Annotated in this window: 15 protein-coding genes; 5 read left to right on the forward strand and 10 right to left on the reverse strand. The window is 67.3% G+C overall.

Annotated elements, in window-relative coordinates; translation table 11 throughout:
- Positions 1–4 precede the first annotated feature (4 nt).
- The 8 genes from AC27VL_RS15465 to AC27VL_RS15500 all read right to left on the reverse strand — a co-directional run bounded on the left by AC27VL_RS15465 (position 5) and on the right by AC27VL_RS15500 (position 7,320).
- Entirely contained in the window at positions 5–949 is a 945-nt protein-coding gene (locus AC27VL_RS15465; protein ID WP_191077899.1) for a type II secretion system F family protein, read from the reverse strand.
- A 2-nt stretch (positions 950–951) separates the two neighbouring features.
- Entirely contained in the window at positions 952–2,301 is a 1,350-nt protein-coding gene (locus AC27VL_RS15470) for a TadA family conjugal transfer-associated ATPase (protein ID WP_089235920.1), read from the reverse strand.
- A complete protein-coding gene (locus AC27VL_RS15475; RefSeq protein WP_089235919.1) occupies positions 2,286–3,542 on the reverse strand; it encodes a CpaE/TadZ family protein in 1,257 nt (418 codons plus the stop codon). The genes AC27VL_RS15470 and AC27VL_RS15475 overlap by 16 nt, the downstream gene beginning before the upstream one ends.
- A gap of 28 nt (positions 3,543–3,570) precedes the next feature.
- Positions 3,571–4,929 carry a type II and III secretion system protein family protein gene (locus AC27VL_RS15480; RefSeq protein WP_191077901.1) on the reverse strand — a complete coding sequence of 453 codons (1,359 nt, stop codon included), beginning with the start codon at positions 4,927–4,929 and terminating at the stop codon, positions 3,571–3,573.
- 18 nt (positions 4,930–4,947) lie between these two features.
- Positions 4,948–5,997: a Flp pilus assembly protein CpaB gene (gene cpaB, locus AC27VL_RS15485; protein ID WP_191077902.1), complete on the reverse strand. Its 1,050-nt coding sequence runs from the start codon at positions 5,995–5,997 to the stop codon at positions 4,948–4,950.
- A gap of 24 nt (positions 5,998–6,021) precedes the next feature.
- Entirely contained in the window at positions 6,022–6,495 is a 474-nt protein-coding gene (locus tag AC27VL_RS15490; protein ID WP_089235916.1) for a TadE/TadG family type IV pilus assembly protein, read from the reverse strand.
- Entirely contained in the window at positions 6,492–7,037 is a 546-nt protein-coding gene (locus AC27VL_RS15495) for an A24 family peptidase (RefSeq protein ID WP_089235915.1), read from the reverse strand. The genes AC27VL_RS15490 and AC27VL_RS15495 overlap by 4 nt, the downstream gene beginning before the upstream one ends.
- Before the next feature lie 100 nt (positions 7,038–7,137).
- Complete coding sequence (locus AC27VL_RS15500) at positions 7,138–7,320, reverse strand: Flp family type IVb pilin (RefSeq protein ID WP_025878547.1); 183 nt, start codon at positions 7,318–7,320, stop codon at positions 7,138–7,140.
- Positions 7,321–8,011: 691 nt separating this feature from the next.
- Between AC27VL_RS15500 and AC27VL_RS15505 the strand changes: the two genes are divergently transcribed.
- From AC27VL_RS15505 to AC27VL_RS15520, 4 genes are all read left to right on the forward strand, one after another.
- On the forward strand, positions 8,012–8,992 hold the full coding sequence (locus AC27VL_RS15505) for an AraC family transcriptional regulator (protein ID WP_100552753.1): 981 nt from the start codon (positions 8,012–8,014) through the stop codon (positions 8,990–8,992).
- 722 nt (positions 8,993–9,714) lie between these two features.
- Positions 9,715–14,286, forward strand: a complete 4,572-nt coding sequence (locus AC27VL_RS15510) for a YadA-like family protein (protein WP_488767235.1) — start codon at positions 9,715–9,717, stop codon at positions 14,284–14,286.
- Positions 14,287–14,347: 61 nt separating this feature from the next.
- Positions 14,348–15,184 (forward strand): outer membrane protein assembly factor BamE, encoded by an 837-nt coding sequence (locus AC27VL_RS15515; protein WP_488767237.1) that lies wholly within the window; start codon positions 14,348–14,350, stop codon positions 15,182–15,184.
- Positions 15,185–15,305: 121 nt separating this feature from the next.
- Complete coding sequence (locus tag AC27VL_RS15520) at positions 15,306–15,596, forward strand: DUF6959 family protein (protein WP_170929478.1); 291 nt, start codon at positions 15,306–15,308, stop codon at positions 15,594–15,596.
- An 84-nt stretch (positions 15,597–15,680) separates the two neighbouring features.
- Here AC27VL_RS15520 and AC27VL_RS15525 read toward each other — a convergent pair whose 3' ends face one another.
- Positions 15,681–16,508, reverse strand: a complete 828-nt coding sequence (locus tag AC27VL_RS15525) for a class I SAM-dependent methyltransferase (RefSeq protein WP_488767239.1) — start codon at positions 16,506–16,508, stop codon at positions 15,681–15,683.
- Positions 16,509–16,572: 64 nt separating this feature from the next.
- Here AC27VL_RS15525 and AC27VL_RS15530 point away from each other — a divergent pair, with 64 nt between their 5' ends.
- On the forward strand, positions 16,573–16,977 hold the full coding sequence (locus AC27VL_RS15530) for a MerR family transcriptional regulator (RefSeq protein WP_488767241.1): 405 nt from the start codon (positions 16,573–16,575) through the stop codon (positions 16,975–16,977).
- 43 nt (positions 16,978–17,020) lie between these two features.
- Here the strand turns inward: AC27VL_RS15530 and AC27VL_RS15535 are convergent, their stop codons facing one another.
- Positions 17,021–17,737, reverse strand: coding sequence for an MgtC/SapB family protein (locus AC27VL_RS15535; RefSeq protein ID WP_205404385.1), 717 nt, complete (start codon positions 17,735–17,737; stop codon positions 17,021–17,023).
- Between the last annotated feature and the right edge of the window lie 35 nt (positions 17,738–17,772).

The raw sequence follows: 17,772 nt of genomic DNA on the forward strand, positions 1-17,772 counted from the left end.
ATGTTCATAGCGATTTGGCCAGGCGGTACAGCAGGAAGGCGCCGGTCAGTTCCATGCACAGGGCGATCAACAGGATCTTGTGGCCCAGCGGATCGTGCAGCACCGGCTGGAAGAACTCGGGGCTGGAGATCGCCATCAACACCGCGCTGGCCGGTGGCAGCAGGCCCAGTACCCAGGCCGACATGCGGGTTTCAGACGTGGTCGCGGCCAGCTCCTGCTGGGCCTGTTCCAGGTCACGCATGAAGTCGCCCATGCGCTGCAGGATCTGGTCGGCACGGCCACCGATGCGCACGCTCACGCCCATCACCACCGCCAGTACCTTCAGCACGTCCATGCGGTAGGGCTGTGCAGCGAGGTTGAGCGCGCGGTCCAGGTCCATGCCGCCACGGGCATAGCGCACGGTGGTGTCGAGCAGGCCACGCAGTGGTGCGTTGGTCTGCATCGAGGCGACCTGGAAGGCGGCCTGCAGGCTGTTGCCGAGTGCGGTCAGGCGTACCAGGTTGTCGAGGAAGTCCGGAAGCTGGTGCAGCAGCTGCGCCTGCAGCTTGCCGGTGCGGCGAATCAGCCACAGCCAGCAGCCCAGCAGGTACAGCAGCAGGGTGAGCGGGAACATCCAGGCAGTACCCAGGCGCAGCACCGCGAATGCGGACAGGGCGATGCCCGGCAGCAGCATCAGCAGTGGCAGCTTCCAGCCCGGCGTCAGGCCGGCACGTTGCAGCTGTCCGTCCCAGGGCAGGGTACGGCGACCCGGCGCAGGCAGCGGTGCCTGCCGTGCCGCGTCGTTGGCGGTGCTGGCGCCAGGGCCGGTGCCGCGCGCCAGCTGCTGCTCGGCATGCTGCAGGGACGCCTGGCGCTGTTCGCGGGTGCTGGCGGTGCCCCACAACCACACGGCCAGCGCCAGCAGCACCGACACGATGCTCAGCACACCCAGCAGCAGGCCGGTACTCATGCTCAGAAGTCTCCGTAGAGGGATTCGCGCAGCAACTGCCGGAACGGCTCCAGCTTGTGCGAATGCGGTTGGAAGCCGAGGCCGATCCAACGGTCGGTTTCCTTGCCGCTGCCATCGATCTGCACTTCGTGGCGGAACATCTCCTGGGTGGTGATCAGGTTGTCGCTGACACCGGTGATTTCGGTGATCGACACCAGCACGCGGCGGCCGCTGCCCAGGCGCGAGATCTGCACGATGAAGTCGATGGCACTGGCGATCTGACGCCGCAGGCTGTCCTCGCTGCCCTGGAAGCCGGCGAAACCGGCCAGCATCTCGATGCGGTACAGGCAGTCGCGCGGCGAGTTGGCGTGGATGGTGGCCATCGATCCGTCATGGCCGGTGTTCATCGCCTGCAGCATCTCCAGCACCTCGGCGCCACGCACCTCGCCGACCACGATGCGGTCGGGACGCATACGCAGGCTGTTGCGTACCAGGTCGCGGATGCTGACCGCGCCCTGGCCCTCGGCGCCACCGATGCGGCTCTCCAGGCGCACCACATGCGGGTGGTTGAGCGAGAGCTCTGCGGTGTCTTCCACGGTGATGACGCGTTCGTTGGCCGGCACATAGCTGGCCAGCGCATTGAGCAGCGAGGTCTTGCCCGAGCTGGTGCCGCCGGAGACCAGGATGTTGCAGCGGCCCAGCACCATCGCCTTCAGCAGCGCCTGCATCGGTGCATCGAAGGTGCCCTTGGCCAGCAGCTCGTCGGGGGTGAAGGGGTCCTTGCGGAACTTGCGGATGGACACCATCGGCCCGTCCACCGCCAACGGCGAGATGATCGCGTTGAGGCGACCGCCATTGGGCAGGCGCGCATCGACCATCGGATTGGAATCATCCAGGCGGCGGCCGAGCGGGGCGATGATGCGGCGCAGGATGCGCAGCAGGTGCGTGTCGTCGGTGAAGCGCTGTGGCGCGCGTTTGAGCTGCCCGCCCTGGGACACATGCACATCCTTGAAGCCATTGATCAGGATGTCTTCGATGGTGGGGTCATGCAGCAGGTCATCGAGCGGGCCGAACCCGGTCAGCTCCTTGACCAGGCCTTCGGCCACCACCTGCATTTCTTCTTCGTTGATGGGGATGCGCCATTCCTGGATGAAACTGACCGTCTGCACCTCCACCCAGCGGGCGATGGTGTCAGGGGCCCAGGAATCGATGTCGATGCGCTCGTCTTCGATGCTGTTGAGCAGGTGCTCGTGCGCGGCCGACAGCACCTTCTGGTACTGCTCGGTCTGTGCGAACGGCAGGCTGCCCGGTGCATGTTCCGGCACCGAGTTGCGGGCGACAACGTGCGGGAACGGGGTCACTTTGTCTTCCATTGCGATCCACCCAGGGCAAGGGCAAGTCTTTCCCGCAGGCCATGCGCCTGGACCGGGCAGGCAGCCGGATCCAGGCGTTGCACCAGCGGGGCGAGGGCACGCAGGTACGGGTCGCGCGGCGCATCCTGCAGCAGCAGATGACCATGGCTGGCAGCCGTGCGTACCCGTGGCCGCTCGGGCAGGGTGGCCAGCAGCGGCAGCTCGAAGCGGCGCGCGATCTGTTCGGGGCTCATGCCACTGTTGTCGTCGTGGCGGTTGATCAGCAGCTGCAGCCGCTTCTCGCGATCGCGCTGGCCGGAAAGGTGCTTCAGGGCGTGGTCCAGCGACACCAGCGTGGCGATCGATGCATCGGCCACCAGCCAGATTTCATCAGCCTGGTCCAGCAGCAGCGGTGGCAACTGCCGTAGCGGACAGCCGCCGGCATCGCACAGCACGCTGGCGAACACGCTGCGCAGGCGCTGCAGCAGCGCGCCAGGGTCGGACGGCGGCAGCGCGTCGCTGCCACTGGCGCGATCAAGCAGGACCAGGCCGCTGGGATGCCGGGCCATCGCGGTGCGCGCCAGGGTGGCATCGATGCGGCTGGCATTGCGCAGCGCATCTTCGTAGTGGAAGCGGCTGTCCAGGTTGAGGTACAGGGCGAGGTCGCCGGCCGGCTGCGCCAGCTCCATCAGCAGCCCGTCCTGCACCGCTGCATCGCCCTGGGCCAGGGTATGGGTCTGTTGTGCGAGCACCGACAGATGTGCAGCCAGGGTGCTGGTGCCGACGCCGGCGCGTACGCCCAGCAGCACGATCAGCCGCGCCTTGTGCGCCTGCTGTGCGCTTGCGGCGGGCCGCGGTGACAGGGCGCGACGCAGGGCGGCTTCGATGCCGGTGTTGTCACTGTCCAGGTCCAGCACATCGCGCAGGCCGGCGCGCAGCGCCATCACCACGCCTTCAACCTGGCCGGCGCTGGTGGCGCCCACCGCCACCAGGGTCAATTCCGGTTGGGTCTGCTGCAGCTGCTGCGCCAGCACCGTTGATGCGGACGCATGCTCCGGGCGGAAGTCGAGCAGCACCAGGTTCTGCGGGCCACGCTGCAGGTCCTGTGCCGAGGTCGGTTCGCCGCTGTCCTGCCAATGCAATGCCGTGGCCGGCGGCAGCTTGGCAGCCAGGCGCGGCAGCAGTTCGCGGTCGATCCCGTACAGGACCAGGTTCATCGGTGGTCCTTGCGGGTGCAGCGGCAGGGCAGTGGCGTAGGGCATGGGCGTGGTACCGGGGACGTCATGTGGGTCAGCGCGAGAAACCGGGCACCGGGTCGCGGCTGATCGGGCCAAGCAGCCACGCGCCCCATTCGGGCATGTTCGGCTTGGCCTCGCGATCGCCGGGCAGCGGCAGTTCGGTATTGCGGGCAATCGGCTGTACCAACCGCGGCGTGACGATGATCACCAGTTCCTTGTCCTGGCGCTTGTAGTCGAAGTTGCGGAAGAACGTACCGATGATCGGCAGGTCACCGAGCAGGGGAATCTTGTTGACCGTCGACGCCACGGTGGAACTGACCAGGCCGCCGATGACGAAGCTCTCGCCATCGCCAAGCTCGACAGTGGTATCTGCGCGGCGGGTGGTGATCGAAGGGATCTGCACGCCGTTCAGCGCGATCGAATTGGTGTAGTCCAGGTCGCTGGCTTCCGGCGCGACCTTCAACGCAATGCGGTTCGGTGAGAGCACGGTGGGGGTGACGGTCAGGCCGATGCCGAACGGCTTGTAGGTGACCGTGGTCGTGCCGAGCCCCTGCGGCTCCAGGATCGGCAGTTCGCCACCGGCCAGGAAGCTGGCGCTCTGCCCGGACAACGCAACGAGGGTCGGCTCGGCCAGCACGCGCGCCATGCCGTTGGCCTGCAGCAGGTCGACGTCCGCGTTCCACAGGCCCTTGGTCGAACCAAACACCAGCCGGAACGCCGAGGAGATCGGCGATTCGCTTTCGTTGCTGGACTCGCCTTCCTTCATGCCCGGGAGGATGCCGGTGTTGCCTGGCAGCTGCCCACCCGGTCGGGCGAATCCATAGGCGAAGCCGCCGTTGCGGTTCTGGAAGTTGATGCCGATCTGCTTCAGCGCCGTCTTGTTGAATTCGACCACCTTGACCTCGACCTGCACCACGCCGCCGCTGCTGATGGTGGAGGCGTCGGCCAGGGTGCCGTCCTTGCCCAGCGCCATCACTGCGGTCTTCTGCTCCTGCATGTGCGCCAGCACGCTGTCGCTGCTTCCCTGCAGGAGCCCTTGATGGTCCTGTTGGGTGAACACCAGCCCGCTGGAACCGGTATCGGCAGCGCCTTGCACGGCACTCTGCACGCGCACCTGCACACGCTGCGGTTCGCTCTGCTTGCGGTGCCACAGCAGCAGGGTGGTGGTGCCCGGTGCTTTGCCGACCAGCAGTGCCTGGCGCGCGCCGCGCAGCATCACGATGTCAGCCACGCCGGGGTCGGCGATGGCAACCCGTTCCAGGTCGGCCGGCAGCGTCCATGGCCGTTGTTCGCGGGTCTGCAGCAGCAGATCGTCGGCAGCCACGCTCGCACCCGGTGCCAGCAGCACCAGCAGCAGGGCCAGCCAGCGCTGGCGGACAGTGGGGCGTAGGCAGTAGCGACGTTCAGTCATGTGTGCTCTCGGCATGGGTCAAAGGGAGCCACGGGGGGCGGCGGTGTCGCCGCGGATGATTTCGATGCCCGCCGGTCGCGGTGTCGAGCGACGCTGCACCGGTGCGCGCGTCGGCGTTTCGTGGGCGTTGCGCTGCACGCTGCTGCTGCGGCCAGCCAGTGCGTCGCCATCCAGGCCGGCATAGGCGTTGTTCTCCGGTCGCTGCAAAGCCTGCTGCTGTTCGTTGTCCAGGCCAAGCACCGGGTCCAGCACGCCGCGCGCCTGCGGGAACAGCGCCAGGTCCGGCAGACCGGTATCGGCGGGATTGCGCAGGGCGAGGAACAGCTTGCCCTGCTGCGCGCCGAGCAGCAGGCGGTTGGCGTCGGCCACCGGTACCGCCAGCACCGCGGTGCGTGCCGGCTGCGTGGCATCGCTGCCGCTTCCGTTGCTGTGAGTGCTGCTGGAACCATTGGTGATATCGGCCGCGCGTGAGTCGTTGTGCGCCGTGGCCGGTGCCTCGCCCTGGCTGCTCGTGTGCGCTGCCGCGATGTCCTGCTGGCCGTAGCTGAGCACGCGCAGGCGTGACAGCAGCAACCGCGTCTGTGCGATGTCCTGCTGGCCGTTGTAGCTGGTAGCGGCGCTGCGCAGGTTGAGGAACACGTCGACGAAATCGCCGGGCAGGATGCGGTTGCCTGCCGCGACCAGCTCATCGACCGGCACCGCCAGTGCCCGTTCACCCGGCCGCAGCTGCAGCGAGAAGCCCTGCGCGAGCAGGCTGGCGCCAATCGCGCTGCCCTCGCTGATGTCCTGTACCGGCACCTTGCCGACCACCGCTGCCAGGTCGGCCACCGCCCCCGGCACTTCTGCGGTGCGTTGTGTCAGCCGCACGCCATTGGCGCTGATCGGCTCGCCGGCGGGTAGCCGCGCGGTGGCTTCAACGACACTGAAGGTCTGCGCATCGGCCTTTACGATCGTGCTCGGATTGTCCGCCGAGGCCGCCGGCTTGCGGCCGATCACGAAGGCGACCACGGCGAGCAGCACCGCGAGTGCAATCAGGGCGATGGCGGCGATGCGGGTCAACTTGAGCATGAAGAACGTCTCCTGTACCGATCGTCAGTTGCTGCCAAGGTCCAGCTGGGCGACCGCGACGCTGCGAATGGGGGCGCCCATCACCCAGCCATAGAGCGTGGCGGTGCCGGGCAGGAAGGGGTGGGCGTTATAGTCGTAGCTCACGGTCACGGTCATGCATTGCACCGTCGCCAGGCCGGCGCAGGGCGCCTGCGGCGAGACCACGATGGCACCGGCGCCGCCAGCGCTGCAGTCGGGGTTCTGCCTGGAAAACTGCAACAGCCATTGCATGGAGCGGCGGGCCGCCAGGCAGGCTGCGGTGCGCCGCTCGCCGGCGCTGCCATAGCGCAGCGAAGCGCGCGCGCCCTCGGCCGAGGCCGTGGCCAGGGTCTGCTGCGCGGCCATGATCAGCACGCCGGAAAAGGTGAACAGCAATAGCGGCACCAGGCCGAGAAGCAGCATCAATGCGAATTCGATGCTGGCCACGCCGCGTTGGCGGCGACGTGCGAACGCTTTCATGCCACGCCTCCATAAGTGGTTGCCAATACCCAGCCAATCGCAGCGAAGGCCAGATAGGCCGCGTAAGGAATGCCCTGGCGCCCCGCGCGCGCAGCGTGCAGTTCGCGCAGTGCAGGGTGCCCATTCCAGTGCGTGCTGGCGCGATTTACCTGCATCTGCAGGCGCAGCGGCAGGTGACCGGCCAACTGCCGTCCGACGATCACCAGCATGGCGTGGGCGCCTGCGGCCAGGCTGGCAAGCACCCATACCGGCAGCAATGCCTTCCAGCCCAGCAGCAGGCCGAGCACGGCGAAGAACTTCACATCGCCGGCGCCCATCCAGCGCACCGCGTAGAACGGCAGCAGAGCCAGCAGGCCAAGTGCCGCGCCCAGCAGGTGTGGCGCCCAGGTCGTGCGCGTTGCATTGAACTGGTTGGCGATGATCAGTGGCACGGCGATCGCGCACGCGGCCAGCAGCCAGGTGTTGGGCACGCGGCGGGCGTACAGATCGCTGATCGCGATCCGCAGGCACACTCCCATGGCCAGCAATCCCAGCAGTGTCATCGCACACCCTCTTCGTCCGTCATTGGACAGTTGCAGACCCCTTCATCGGCCACCGCGGTCGCTATCGAAGCGACCGCAGGTGCTGCACCCCGCGCGACGGCTAGGTGGTGGTGGCGTCGGTGGCGATGGCCTGCAGGCGGGTGAACAACGTGGTGAAGAATGCGGTGATCTGGGTTCTGCCCACCACGATCAGGATGCCGGCGATCACGGCGGCCAGCAGCCCGTACTCGAGCGCGGTCACGCCATCTTCTTCTTTCAGGAACTTGCGGATCGATGCGTTCATGACGGTTGTCTCCCTCTACCTGTCAGTTGCTGCAGGAAACCTGCATGGGCGGTGGCCCGGCTCCGCCGGGACCGTCCGTAGGCCTCTGCCATCCTGGCGGAGGAGGCACGGCGGGCAATCCCGCTGTGCTCAAGCAGGGTGATCATTCCCGGGCAGGGCAGCGGCCGCGCAACCGCGACCGCACGGCACCAGGCCGGTGGTCGAAACGGTATGTCGTACGTGCATGGTCATGCTGTCCCCCTGGGTGTGGCCGCTATCTGCGTGCCCGATCACCGTGTATTCGACTTTGCCTGAATGGCGGTTCCCTGCAACCGGAACCTATATGCAAATTCGGCAGATTCGTTGAATTCCTGAATATTCCGATCACGATCTGTGACGTAAATCCGTTCCTGCGCAAAACGATTCATGCTCGTGCAGATAATGTGAGGTCGATCTGCGCGCATGCGAAAACCATGCCACTCGCACACACAATTTCTTCACGCAGCCGATAATCCGTCAGCCTTGAAACATCCTGTTTACGGCCGCGGATTATCGGGCATACTCGCATTCAAGGTTTTGCATTTTCATGGATGGACGCGCGTGCTACGCAGCGACCATCACGGCAACGGACGATGCTCTTGGAAACGGCGTGCGCCCTGTCAGGCAGTGGGGGCGGGGTCGTGCAGCAGACCAAACGGGGGACGACACTGTCATGGTCGATGGTGGGGTGGAAGACAACGACGACGGCGATCTCAGGTCGATCGACCTGGCCACGCTGAGCGGCGTGCTCCGCGTGTGTGATGTGGAGCTGTTGCTGCTTGATGGCAATGGTCCGCGCGCGGCATTCGCTTCGCGCGTTCACGAGGAAGCCCTGTTCTGCAGTATCACCTGCGGCTTCCATTGTCGCGGCCGATTCATGCTGCCCCCCGACTGGGCGATGCTCGGTTACCTGCACACCACCGACGATGCACTGAGCTGGTGCCATGGCGTGCCGCTGACGCCGGGAATGGCTTTGGCCGTGATGCCCGAAGGCATCAGTGAGTTCACGCTCAGCCCCGGCACGCAGATGACGCTGATGCTGGTGCCGGTCGCGCGCGTGCAGCGCAAGCTGACCGAATTGAGCCTGCGCAGCACGCCACCGGCGGGGCAGGCACTTTCGTTGTTCAACCTCGGCGATGATGCAATGCCTCTGGTACGCCATTACCAGCAGCTGCATGCACAGCTGGGGCAGGGCGGTGCGCTGCAGCCGGAAGAAACCGAGCGCCTGCTGCATGAGCATATCCAGGCGCTGCTCGGTGCAGGCCCAGCCGACCGGCCCAGCTGCAGTCGCGCCCGCCGCACGCATTACCTGATCGCGCAGCGGGCGGAGAACTTCATGCGCCTCAACCTGCGGCGCAATATCTACATGAATGAAATCTGCGACGCCGCCGGCGTCAGCGAACGCGGCCTGCGCTATGCGTTCGAGGATCTGTTCGGCACCTCGCCCAATCGCTACCTGTCGATGCTGCGGCTGTGCGCGGCCTGCCGCAGCCTGTCAATGGCCGATTCCAACCGGCGCTCGGTCAAGGCCATCGCCCTCAGTTGCGGGCTGTGGGATCTGTCGCGCTTTGCCGACAACTATCGGAAAGTCTTTGGCGAACTGCCGCGCGACACCCTGATGCGCGCGCCCGCACAGCTCGGCCAACCGGCCTGAGGGTATCGGCCGGGCTGCCGCCCGGCACCCGCCAAATCCTAAAGCCAACGCCTAAAGCCAAAGCAACAGCCGGCTCTGGGTCTTCTGTGGGCTGGCGGGGCGGTGTGGGCTTGCAGGACACGCCGTAAACCCATCCATGGGGGCTCGATGGCGCCATCCATGGCGCCAACGGTCCTGCAAGCCCACACCGCCCCACCCCTGACAGTTTCCCGAGGGCGGTGGGATTGGCCATCGCGCATTCGAAAGCGTGAGTGAATCTTCGATTCTGATTGATTATTTCGATCTAAATGAAAAATGGTGATCCGACTTTCCCCTCAGCCGGGCATGGCCCGGCTCTACTGCAACGCGTGCAGGAAACTGTCGAAGGCGGGGTGGGTCCGGTTGCGGGGGCGTGAGCGCCATGGATGGCGCGACCGAGCTTACATGGACGTACTTGCAGCGTCCCCCGCAGCCGGACCCACCCCGCCATCCCCCAGGAACCCAGCTTTTGCCGTTGCTGTTGCCTTTGACGTGGCCTCTGCGGGTGCCGGGCGCAGCCCGGCCAGCCCTCCCTGCCGGTTTTGCATATGCGGCTGCCGAATCCGGCCGTGGATTTGCCGGAATGCGCGATTGCCCTGCCGGAATGAAGTGCTCAGCCCTCGCTGAAAGGCGCGAAATGTCAGTCACCTGCCTAACGGCAAGTCCACTGACATTCAAGTTGTCCGCCTACGGGGGAAATGCTCATGAACCGCATCTACCGGCGTGTATGGAACCGCCAGCTCAATGCTCTGGTTGTGGCCTCGGAACTGGCCACCGGCGATAGCGGTGGTACCGCACCGCGCGACCGCCGTGCCAGCCTTCTGGTGCCCAGCACCCTGGCCCTGGCACTGCTGTGCGTGCTGGCCAGCGGGCCTGCGGCGGCAACAGAGTCCAGCCAATCGCTGCGCGATCTGCAGGCATTGGCAGCCAAGTACACCCAGCCGATGCCGGTGAAGGTCGATGCCGAAGTGGCGCTGGCAGCGGCCGCACGACAGGCCCAGGCAAACCCGGCGATCAGTGCGAACGCACGCGTCGGCCTGCAGCTGAGCACGACCTCGCTGCCGGTGGTGCGCGACGTCCTGCCGGCCACCGTGCAGGTCAAGCTGGCCGCCGGCGCCACGCCGCGCCAGGTGACCGCACCGGCGCTCGGCGCCGACGTGCGCGCCAACATCGGCGTCGGCAACGTCGCCGCCACCCGTGTCGATGCCGCGGTCGCCGCGAACGTCGCACCGGCCGCGCAGGCACCCTTGGGCCTGTCTGCCAATGCGGCAGCAAAGGCCAACGTCGGCATCGCCGGTACGCCGGTTGCCAGCGTCGATGCCGGTACCCAGGTTGCCGCCGCAGCAAGTGCAACGCCGTCCGGATTGAAAGCGGCCGTCGATGGCAAGGTCGATTCGCATCTGGTCGTGGCCGGCAACCACATCGAAGGACAAGGCCAGGCCGGTGCCACCGCCGCGGTCACACTGCCGGCCAAGGAAGAGCTGCCGGGCGACACCGATGACCGCGCGATCACCGCCGCGTTCGATGCCGGCGTGGCGGGCAAGGTGCGCGTGCAGGGCAAGGACGGCGAAGAACTCGTCGCTGATCGCAATCTCAAGCTGGCCGGCACCGCAACCGTCGCCGCACAGAACAGCGCGCTCGGCCTGGGCGGCCTGCTCAACGGCGTCGGTACTGCGCTGAATGGTGTTGGCAATGCTGTGGGCAGCCTGCTCAACGGCGATCTGTCCGGTACCGTCAACAGCCTCGGCGGGGCCGTCGGCGGCCTGGTCGGCAATACCCTGGGCAGCCTCGGCCTGACCTCGCCGTCGGCCATTCCGCCGACCAGCCCGAAGGCGCCGGCCGCCGCCGACCCGAATGCGGGCCTGGTGATCGGCACCGGTGGCCTGGTGGGTGGTGTCACCGAACTGCTCGGCCCGACCACCGCCAGCCTGTTCGGCGGCACCGGCTACCTGTCCAACGGCAACCTCAAGCTCAGCACCGCCAATGTCATGCAGACCTATTCCACGGTCAGCGTGCTCGGCCTGCCGGTGGTCAATGCCACGCCGGTCGGCACTACGCTCAATGGACTGGGCGGCGCGGTCACCGGTGGCAGCTCGCACCTGACCCTGATCGGTGGCGTCACCTCCGACAGCTACATCTACAACATCAACAACGGCAATCCCGGCGGCCTGCTGGGCCTGCTGCTGCCCAAGGATTCGCCGGCCTGGGCGGCCAAGTGCCTGGACATCGGCCTGGCCGACATCTCCTGCTGGGCGGTCAACGCCGCGCAGGACTACCAGGTGCTGATGGGCGATGGCGCTTATGCCAACGGTTCGAAAGAAGTGGTGATCGGCGCCAATGCCCGCCATGAGCTGCCGAAAGTCGATGCCAGCGTGGCCTTCCCCGGTGCGGGCGCCAATGATCCGACCGATCCGACCGGCGTTCCCACCGCCGACTACGCGGCGCGCATGGGGCACTCGGTGGTGGTCGGTGACAGCGCCAGCGGCACCGCCAACGGGCAAACCCTGCTCGGCGCGGAGAGCACCTCCAACCAGGCCAATTCGGTGGCACTGGGTTACCGCTCGGCCGCACTTCGTGGCGCCCAGGCCAGCTACAGCGCCTACGGCCTGACCGCAGCACAGGTGTCGGCCGGTGAAGTGTCGGTAGGCACCGCCGGTGGTGGCGAGCGGCAGATCACCAACCTCGCGGCCGGCAGCGCCAACACAGATGCGGTCAACGTGGCCCAGCTGAAGGGCGCCATCAGCCAGATCGATGCGGTTGGCGCAGCGGCGGTCACCTATGACCTGGATGGTGCAGGCGACCCCAACTACCGCCGTGTCACCCTCGGCAATGGCACCGGCACCACCACCATCGGCAACCTGGCCGCCGGCGCGGTCAACGCCACCAGCAGCGAGGCGGTCAACGGTGCGCAGCTGTTCGCCAGCAACGACACCATGGCGAAGTTCTTTGGCGGACGCGCAGCATTCGATCCGCTCACCAGCACGTTCACCGCACCGCTGTTCGAGATCAGCACCATCTCCACCGGTGGCGCCGTGGCCTCGGGGCTGTATGACAACGTCACCGACGCCTTCGATGCGGTGGACGGCTCGCTGGTCAACCTCAACACGCAGATCAACGACATCCGCAACACCGGCACCAAGTACCTGCGGGTGAATTCGACCGGTGCTGAAGCTGTGGCCAGCGGCGCCGAATCGATCGCCGTCGGTGCCGGCGCCAGCGCAACTGCAGCCAACGCCATCGCCGTCGGCGCCGGTAGCCTGGCCGATCGTGCCAACAGCGTGTCGATCGGTGCCGCAGGCGCCGAACGCCAGGTCACCAACGTCGCCGCCGGTACCGCCACCACCGACGCGGTCAACCTGGGCCAGTTGCAGGCCTCGGAAGAGGGCGCGCTGCGCTACGACGTCAACGGCGACGGCAGCGTCAACTACGGCAGCGCCACGCTCGGCCAGTCCGGCACGGCCACCACGCTGCGCAACCTCGGCCCGGGCCAGATCAGCGCGGCCAGCAGCGAAGCGATCAACGGTGCGCAGCTGTTCGCGGCCAACCAGACCGTGGCCACCCACCTCGGCGGCGGCGCTGCGGTGGATGCCAATGGCGTGGTGACCGCACCGACCTACACGCTCAACAACGTCGCCGCCAATGGCACCGTCAGCCAGGGCAGTTACAACGACGTCGGCACGGCCTTCGATGCGGTCAGCAATTCGCTGGCCAACGTTGCAGACCAGACCGATGACCTGGACAAGCGCGCCGTGAAGTACGACGTGGATGGGAGTGGCAACGTGGTCGATACCGTGACCCTCAGTGGTACCGGCGGTGCACCGGTGAAAGTCACCAACGTGGCTGCCGGCAGCATCCTGGCGGGCAGCAGCGATGCCATCACCGGCGACCAGCTGTTCAGCACCCACCAGACCGTGGCCAGCTACTTCGGTGGCAGCACCGTGTACAACGGCAGCACCGGCCTGTGGACCGCGCCGACCTTCAACATCTCCACCATCGCCACCGATGGCACCATCACCGGCAACGACTACAGCAACGTCACCGCAGCGTTCTCCGCAGTGGATGGCTCGCTGCGGGTGCTCAACCAGCGCATCAGCAACGGTGGCGGCAGCCCGTACCTGGCGGTCAACTCCACTGCCGCAGCGGCGACGGCCACCGGTGCCGAAGCACTGGCTGTCGGCCCGCAGGCCAGTGCAGCGGGCGCGGGCAGCGTGGCGGTCGGCAACGGCGCCAATGCCAGCGCAGGCAACAGTGTTGCGCTGGGTGCAGGCTCGGTGGCCAGCGTCGGCGCGCAGACCGGCTATACCGGAGCCTACGGCCAGACCGGTGCCAGCAACTCGTCCGGTGAAGTGGCGGTGGGCAGCAGCGGCGGCGAGCGCAAGGTCACCCACGTGGCCGATGGCTCCGACGACCACGACGCGACCAACGTCGGCCAGCTGAAGAATGGCGTGAACTACGCCATCGATCAGTCCAAGTCCTACACCGACCAGAAGATCCAGAACATCACCAACGTCGCCGGCAGCTTCCGCGCCAACAACAGCAACAACCTGGCCGATCCGTCCGCCAGCGGTGCCAACTCCGCCGCAGGCGGTGCCGGCTCCACCGCTGCCGGGGCGAACTCGACCGCCCTGGGCAACGGTTCGCAGGCACAGGCCGACAACTCGGTGGCGCTGGGTGCAGGCTCGGTCGCCAACCGCGCCAACACGGTGTCGGTGGGGGCAGCCGGTGCCGAACGCCAGGTGGTCAACGTGGCCGATGGCTCGCAGGCAACGGATGCGGTCAACGTGCGTCAGCTGCAGGCTTCGCAGCAGGGCACGATCCGCTACGACACCACCACCAACGGCGCCACCAACTACAACAGCGTGACCCTGGGCAGCACCAGCAGTGGCCCGACCACGGTGCGCAACGTCGCCGCCGGCACCGCCGGTACCGACGCAGTCAATGTCGACCAGCTGAAGTCGGGCATGGCGCAGACGCTGGACTGGTCCAAGGCCTACACCGATGAGCGCATGGGCGGCTTCGAACGCGACCTGCGCAAGACCGACAACCGCGCCTCGGCCGGTATCGCCTCGGCGATGGCAACCGCGTCGCTGCCGCAGCCCAGCGAAGCCGGCCGCAACATGGCCTCGATCGCTGCCGGCAGCTACAACGGCGAATCCGGCGTGGCCCTGGGCATCTCCGGTGTTTCCGAGGGCGGCCGCTGGATCTACAAGTTCAGTGGTTCCACCAACAGCCGTGGCGAGGCCGGTGTGGCCGTCGGTGCCGGCATCCAGTGGTGATCGCCCGCGCCGGGTCGCATTCGCGGCCCGGCGCGGAGCGCAACGTCTACAGGGGAATGACATGAAACCGCATCGCATCGCTCGCAGTGGCCGCGTCGCCGCCACGCTGGGCCTGATCCTGGCCGCAGGGCTGCTGGTTGCCTGCCGCAGCCACGCACCGGCCGCCGACGGTCCTGCCGGCAGCACTGCCGTCACCTTCCCGGAGGCCAGCAAGGCCTCGCTGAAGGAAGGCATCTATCCCGATATCGCCGACCTGCGCCGGTTCGCGCCGGGCATGAGCAAGCGCCAGCTGTACACGCTGCTCGGCACCCCGCATTTCAACGAAGGCATGTGGGGCGTGCGCGAATGGAACTACCTGTTCAACTTCCGCACCGCACAGGGCGCCGAATACTTCACCTGCCAGTTCCAGGTGCGCTTCGACAACAAGGGCATCGCCCAGGGCGGCTACTGGAAGCCTGAATCGTGCGCTGCCGTACTGGACCCGCCGCGTCCGCCTGCACCGCCACCGCCGGCGCCCTTGCCGGAGCAGCCGCTGCGACTGGCTGCCGATGCGCTGTTCGGTTTCGACAGTGCGGTGCTCAGTGCCACCGGCCAGCAGGCAGTGCAGGGCGTGCTGGCGCAGGTGCGTGAGGCCAGCCAGGTGCAGTCGATCCAGGTGGTCGGCTACACCGACCGCATCGGCAGCGCTGCCTACAACCAGACACTGTCGCAGCGACGTGCCGAGGCGGTGCGCATGGCGCTGGTACAGGGCGGCGTATCAGCGGCGAGCATCAGTGCCGAAGGTCGGGGCGCGGCGGAACCGCTGGTGCAGTGCGACCAACGCAACCGGCGCGAACTGATCGCCTGCCTGGCGCCCAACCGCCGGGTGCAGATCGCCGGCGTGGCCCGAGCGCATTGAATCCCCGTGCCGGGGTCCGCCCCGGCATCCCGAGTCCCCCCTGTTCTGCCGGCAGGACGTGGAAACGTCTCCCCCGTTTTCCACGCCTGCCGGTGGGCAGGTTTCTTCCCTGGTGCACCTGATGAATGCCCAATTCCTGCCCTTGTCCATGAAGACGGAAGCCACTCTCAGCGTGTACGGCCAGCTCGGCAACCATGCGGTCGTGCGCATTCCCGGGCGCCGGCTGCCGGGCCTGATCCTGCAGGCCGACACCGTTGCCGGCTTCCTCACCCAGCTGCAGGAGGCGCAGGCCTGCCTGCGCAGCGGCCGCGCGCAGCGCGCCGACGCCGAGCTGGACATGCTGGTCGATATGCTCGAGCAGTGGTACGCGCTCATCGAATCGCGGCTGGCCGATGCAGGCGAGGCGCTGTAGAGAAGAGGGGACGGAGGGGATCAAGTCGTTTCCCGCACAGCCGGGGCATGAACGAATTGATCCCCTCCGTCCCCCTTTCTGTTGCTAGGCGCGGGCGCGGATCATCCAGCAGGCGGTCTCCACCCGCACGCGATCCCCTTCGATGAACGGTGCGAACGCGGCCAGCGCCTGCTGCAGCAGCGCATCGGCGGGTTCGGCCGGCAGCGCACGCAGGGCCAGGCCCACGGGCCCAAGCTGGCCGACGTAGCTGGCCAGCGCGTCACGGGTGAGGAAACAGGTCAGGTCCAGCGGCGACACGTCCACGTCCTGCCATCCGGCACTCTGCAGCAGCCGACGCACCCGCTCGCCATCGGCGAAGGCGAACTGTCCTGGTGCACCCGGTGCTCGCGCTGGCAGCACCAACTGGTCTGCAAGGGCGCGTTCGGCGGCGGTCATGAACGGATTGTCCTGCGCGCTGCGCCAGGCGATGAAACGCAGGCCTGCGCCGGCTCGGGCGGCACGGTGCAGGTTGGCGAAGGCGGCCTGCGTGTCCTCGAAGAACATCACCCCGAACCGCGACTGGATCCAGTCGTAGCGCGCTGCTGCGAAGTCATGGCGCTGCGCGTCGGCAACGATGAAGTCGATGTCGCGCCCGATCGCGGCGGCACGCTGGCGGGCGAGGGTGAGCATCGGTGCGGAGATGTCGACGCCGGTGCAACGCGCATCGGGACGCGCCGTGGCGGCGGTCAGCGTGCTGGCGCCGGTGCCACAACCGATGTCCAGCAGTTCCGTGACGGTAGCCGGCAGTTCGTCGCGCAGGGCATCGGCCATCGGTTGGAACAGGCTGTCCAGCAGGGCCTGCTGCGCGACCCAGTTCTCGCCAGCGGGGCCGTTCCAGAGCGTGTTCTGATCGAGCGGGAGTGAATCGGCCATGGGCTTGCCTTGCGCGGGGAGTACGACCATGGTGGCGCTTGAAGCCCACTTGAGGTCAAGCACGATGCGGGAACTGGATATCGGTGAGGTGGTGCGCCGCAGCGGTGTACCGGCCTCGACCCTGCGCTACTACGAACAGCTGGGCCTGTTGCAGGTGCTGGGGCGGCGCGGCCTGCGCCGGCAGTACCACGAACAGGTGCTGGAACGGCTGGCGCTGATCGGCCTGGGGCAATCAGCAGGTCTGTCGCTGCAGCAGATCGGCGCGGCGATGCCGCAGGGGGCAGGGCTCGCATTGGACCGCACGGCATTGCTGGCCCAGGCCGATGCGCTGCAACGGCAGATCCGCGAGCTGCAGCGGGTGCAGGATCGGCTGCGGCGAGCTGCGGACTGTCCACACGCCGAGGATGCGCGGCGCTGCGCCTCGTTCCGCAGACTGCTGCGTGCGCAGCAGCGCCTGGCGCGTGCATGAGCAGTAGAGCAACCCCATGCGTGGATGAACTGCCGACACGCGTTCAATCGCGGGTGCTGACTTCCCAGGTGGCGTGCAGCACGCCCGGCACCTGCTCCATCCGCGCCAGCACCACGTCCAGCTCGTCGGCGCTGACCGCCGTGCTGACCAGGACTGCGATCACGTCGGTAGGCGCATCGGTGTGCTCGACCAGCTGTACGTCGCCAACGGGGTACTGCGCTGCTTCCAGTGCATCGACCAGGCGCTCGCGCACGCGCGGCACCGCGTCGGCATCCACGCTCAGGCGCACTTCGTAGGTCGCCTCGCTGGCGGCTTCGTTGATCGGGATGCGGTTGATTGCGTTCACCAGTGGCCGCAGCAGGGTGTTGCCGGCGATGATCAGTACGGTCAGCAGCACGCCTTCGGCCAGCATGTCCGCACCGGTACAGCTGCCCACCGCAGCCGAGCACCACAGCGTCGCGGCGGTGTTCAGGCCGCGCACGTTCATGCCTTCTTTCATGATCACGCCGGCGCCGAGGAAGCCGACGCCCGAGACCACGTACGAGATCACCCGCACGGCCTCGGCGCTGCCGGCGATACGCATGCCCAGATCAACGAAGGCGGCGGCGCCGACGGCTACCAGCACGTTGGTACGCAGGCCGGCGGTGCGCTGCCGGTATTGGCGTTCGGCCCCGATCAGGGTGCCGAGCACGAACGCCGCCAGCAGGCTGACCACGGTGTCGGCGAAGGGGCCGGACTGGAAGGTTTCGATGAAGCGCATGGCCGCAGTCTACCTCCCGCAGGTGACAGTAGATC

Source organism: Stenotrophomonas sp. 14P6.2.3 (genome assembly GCF_057799055.1).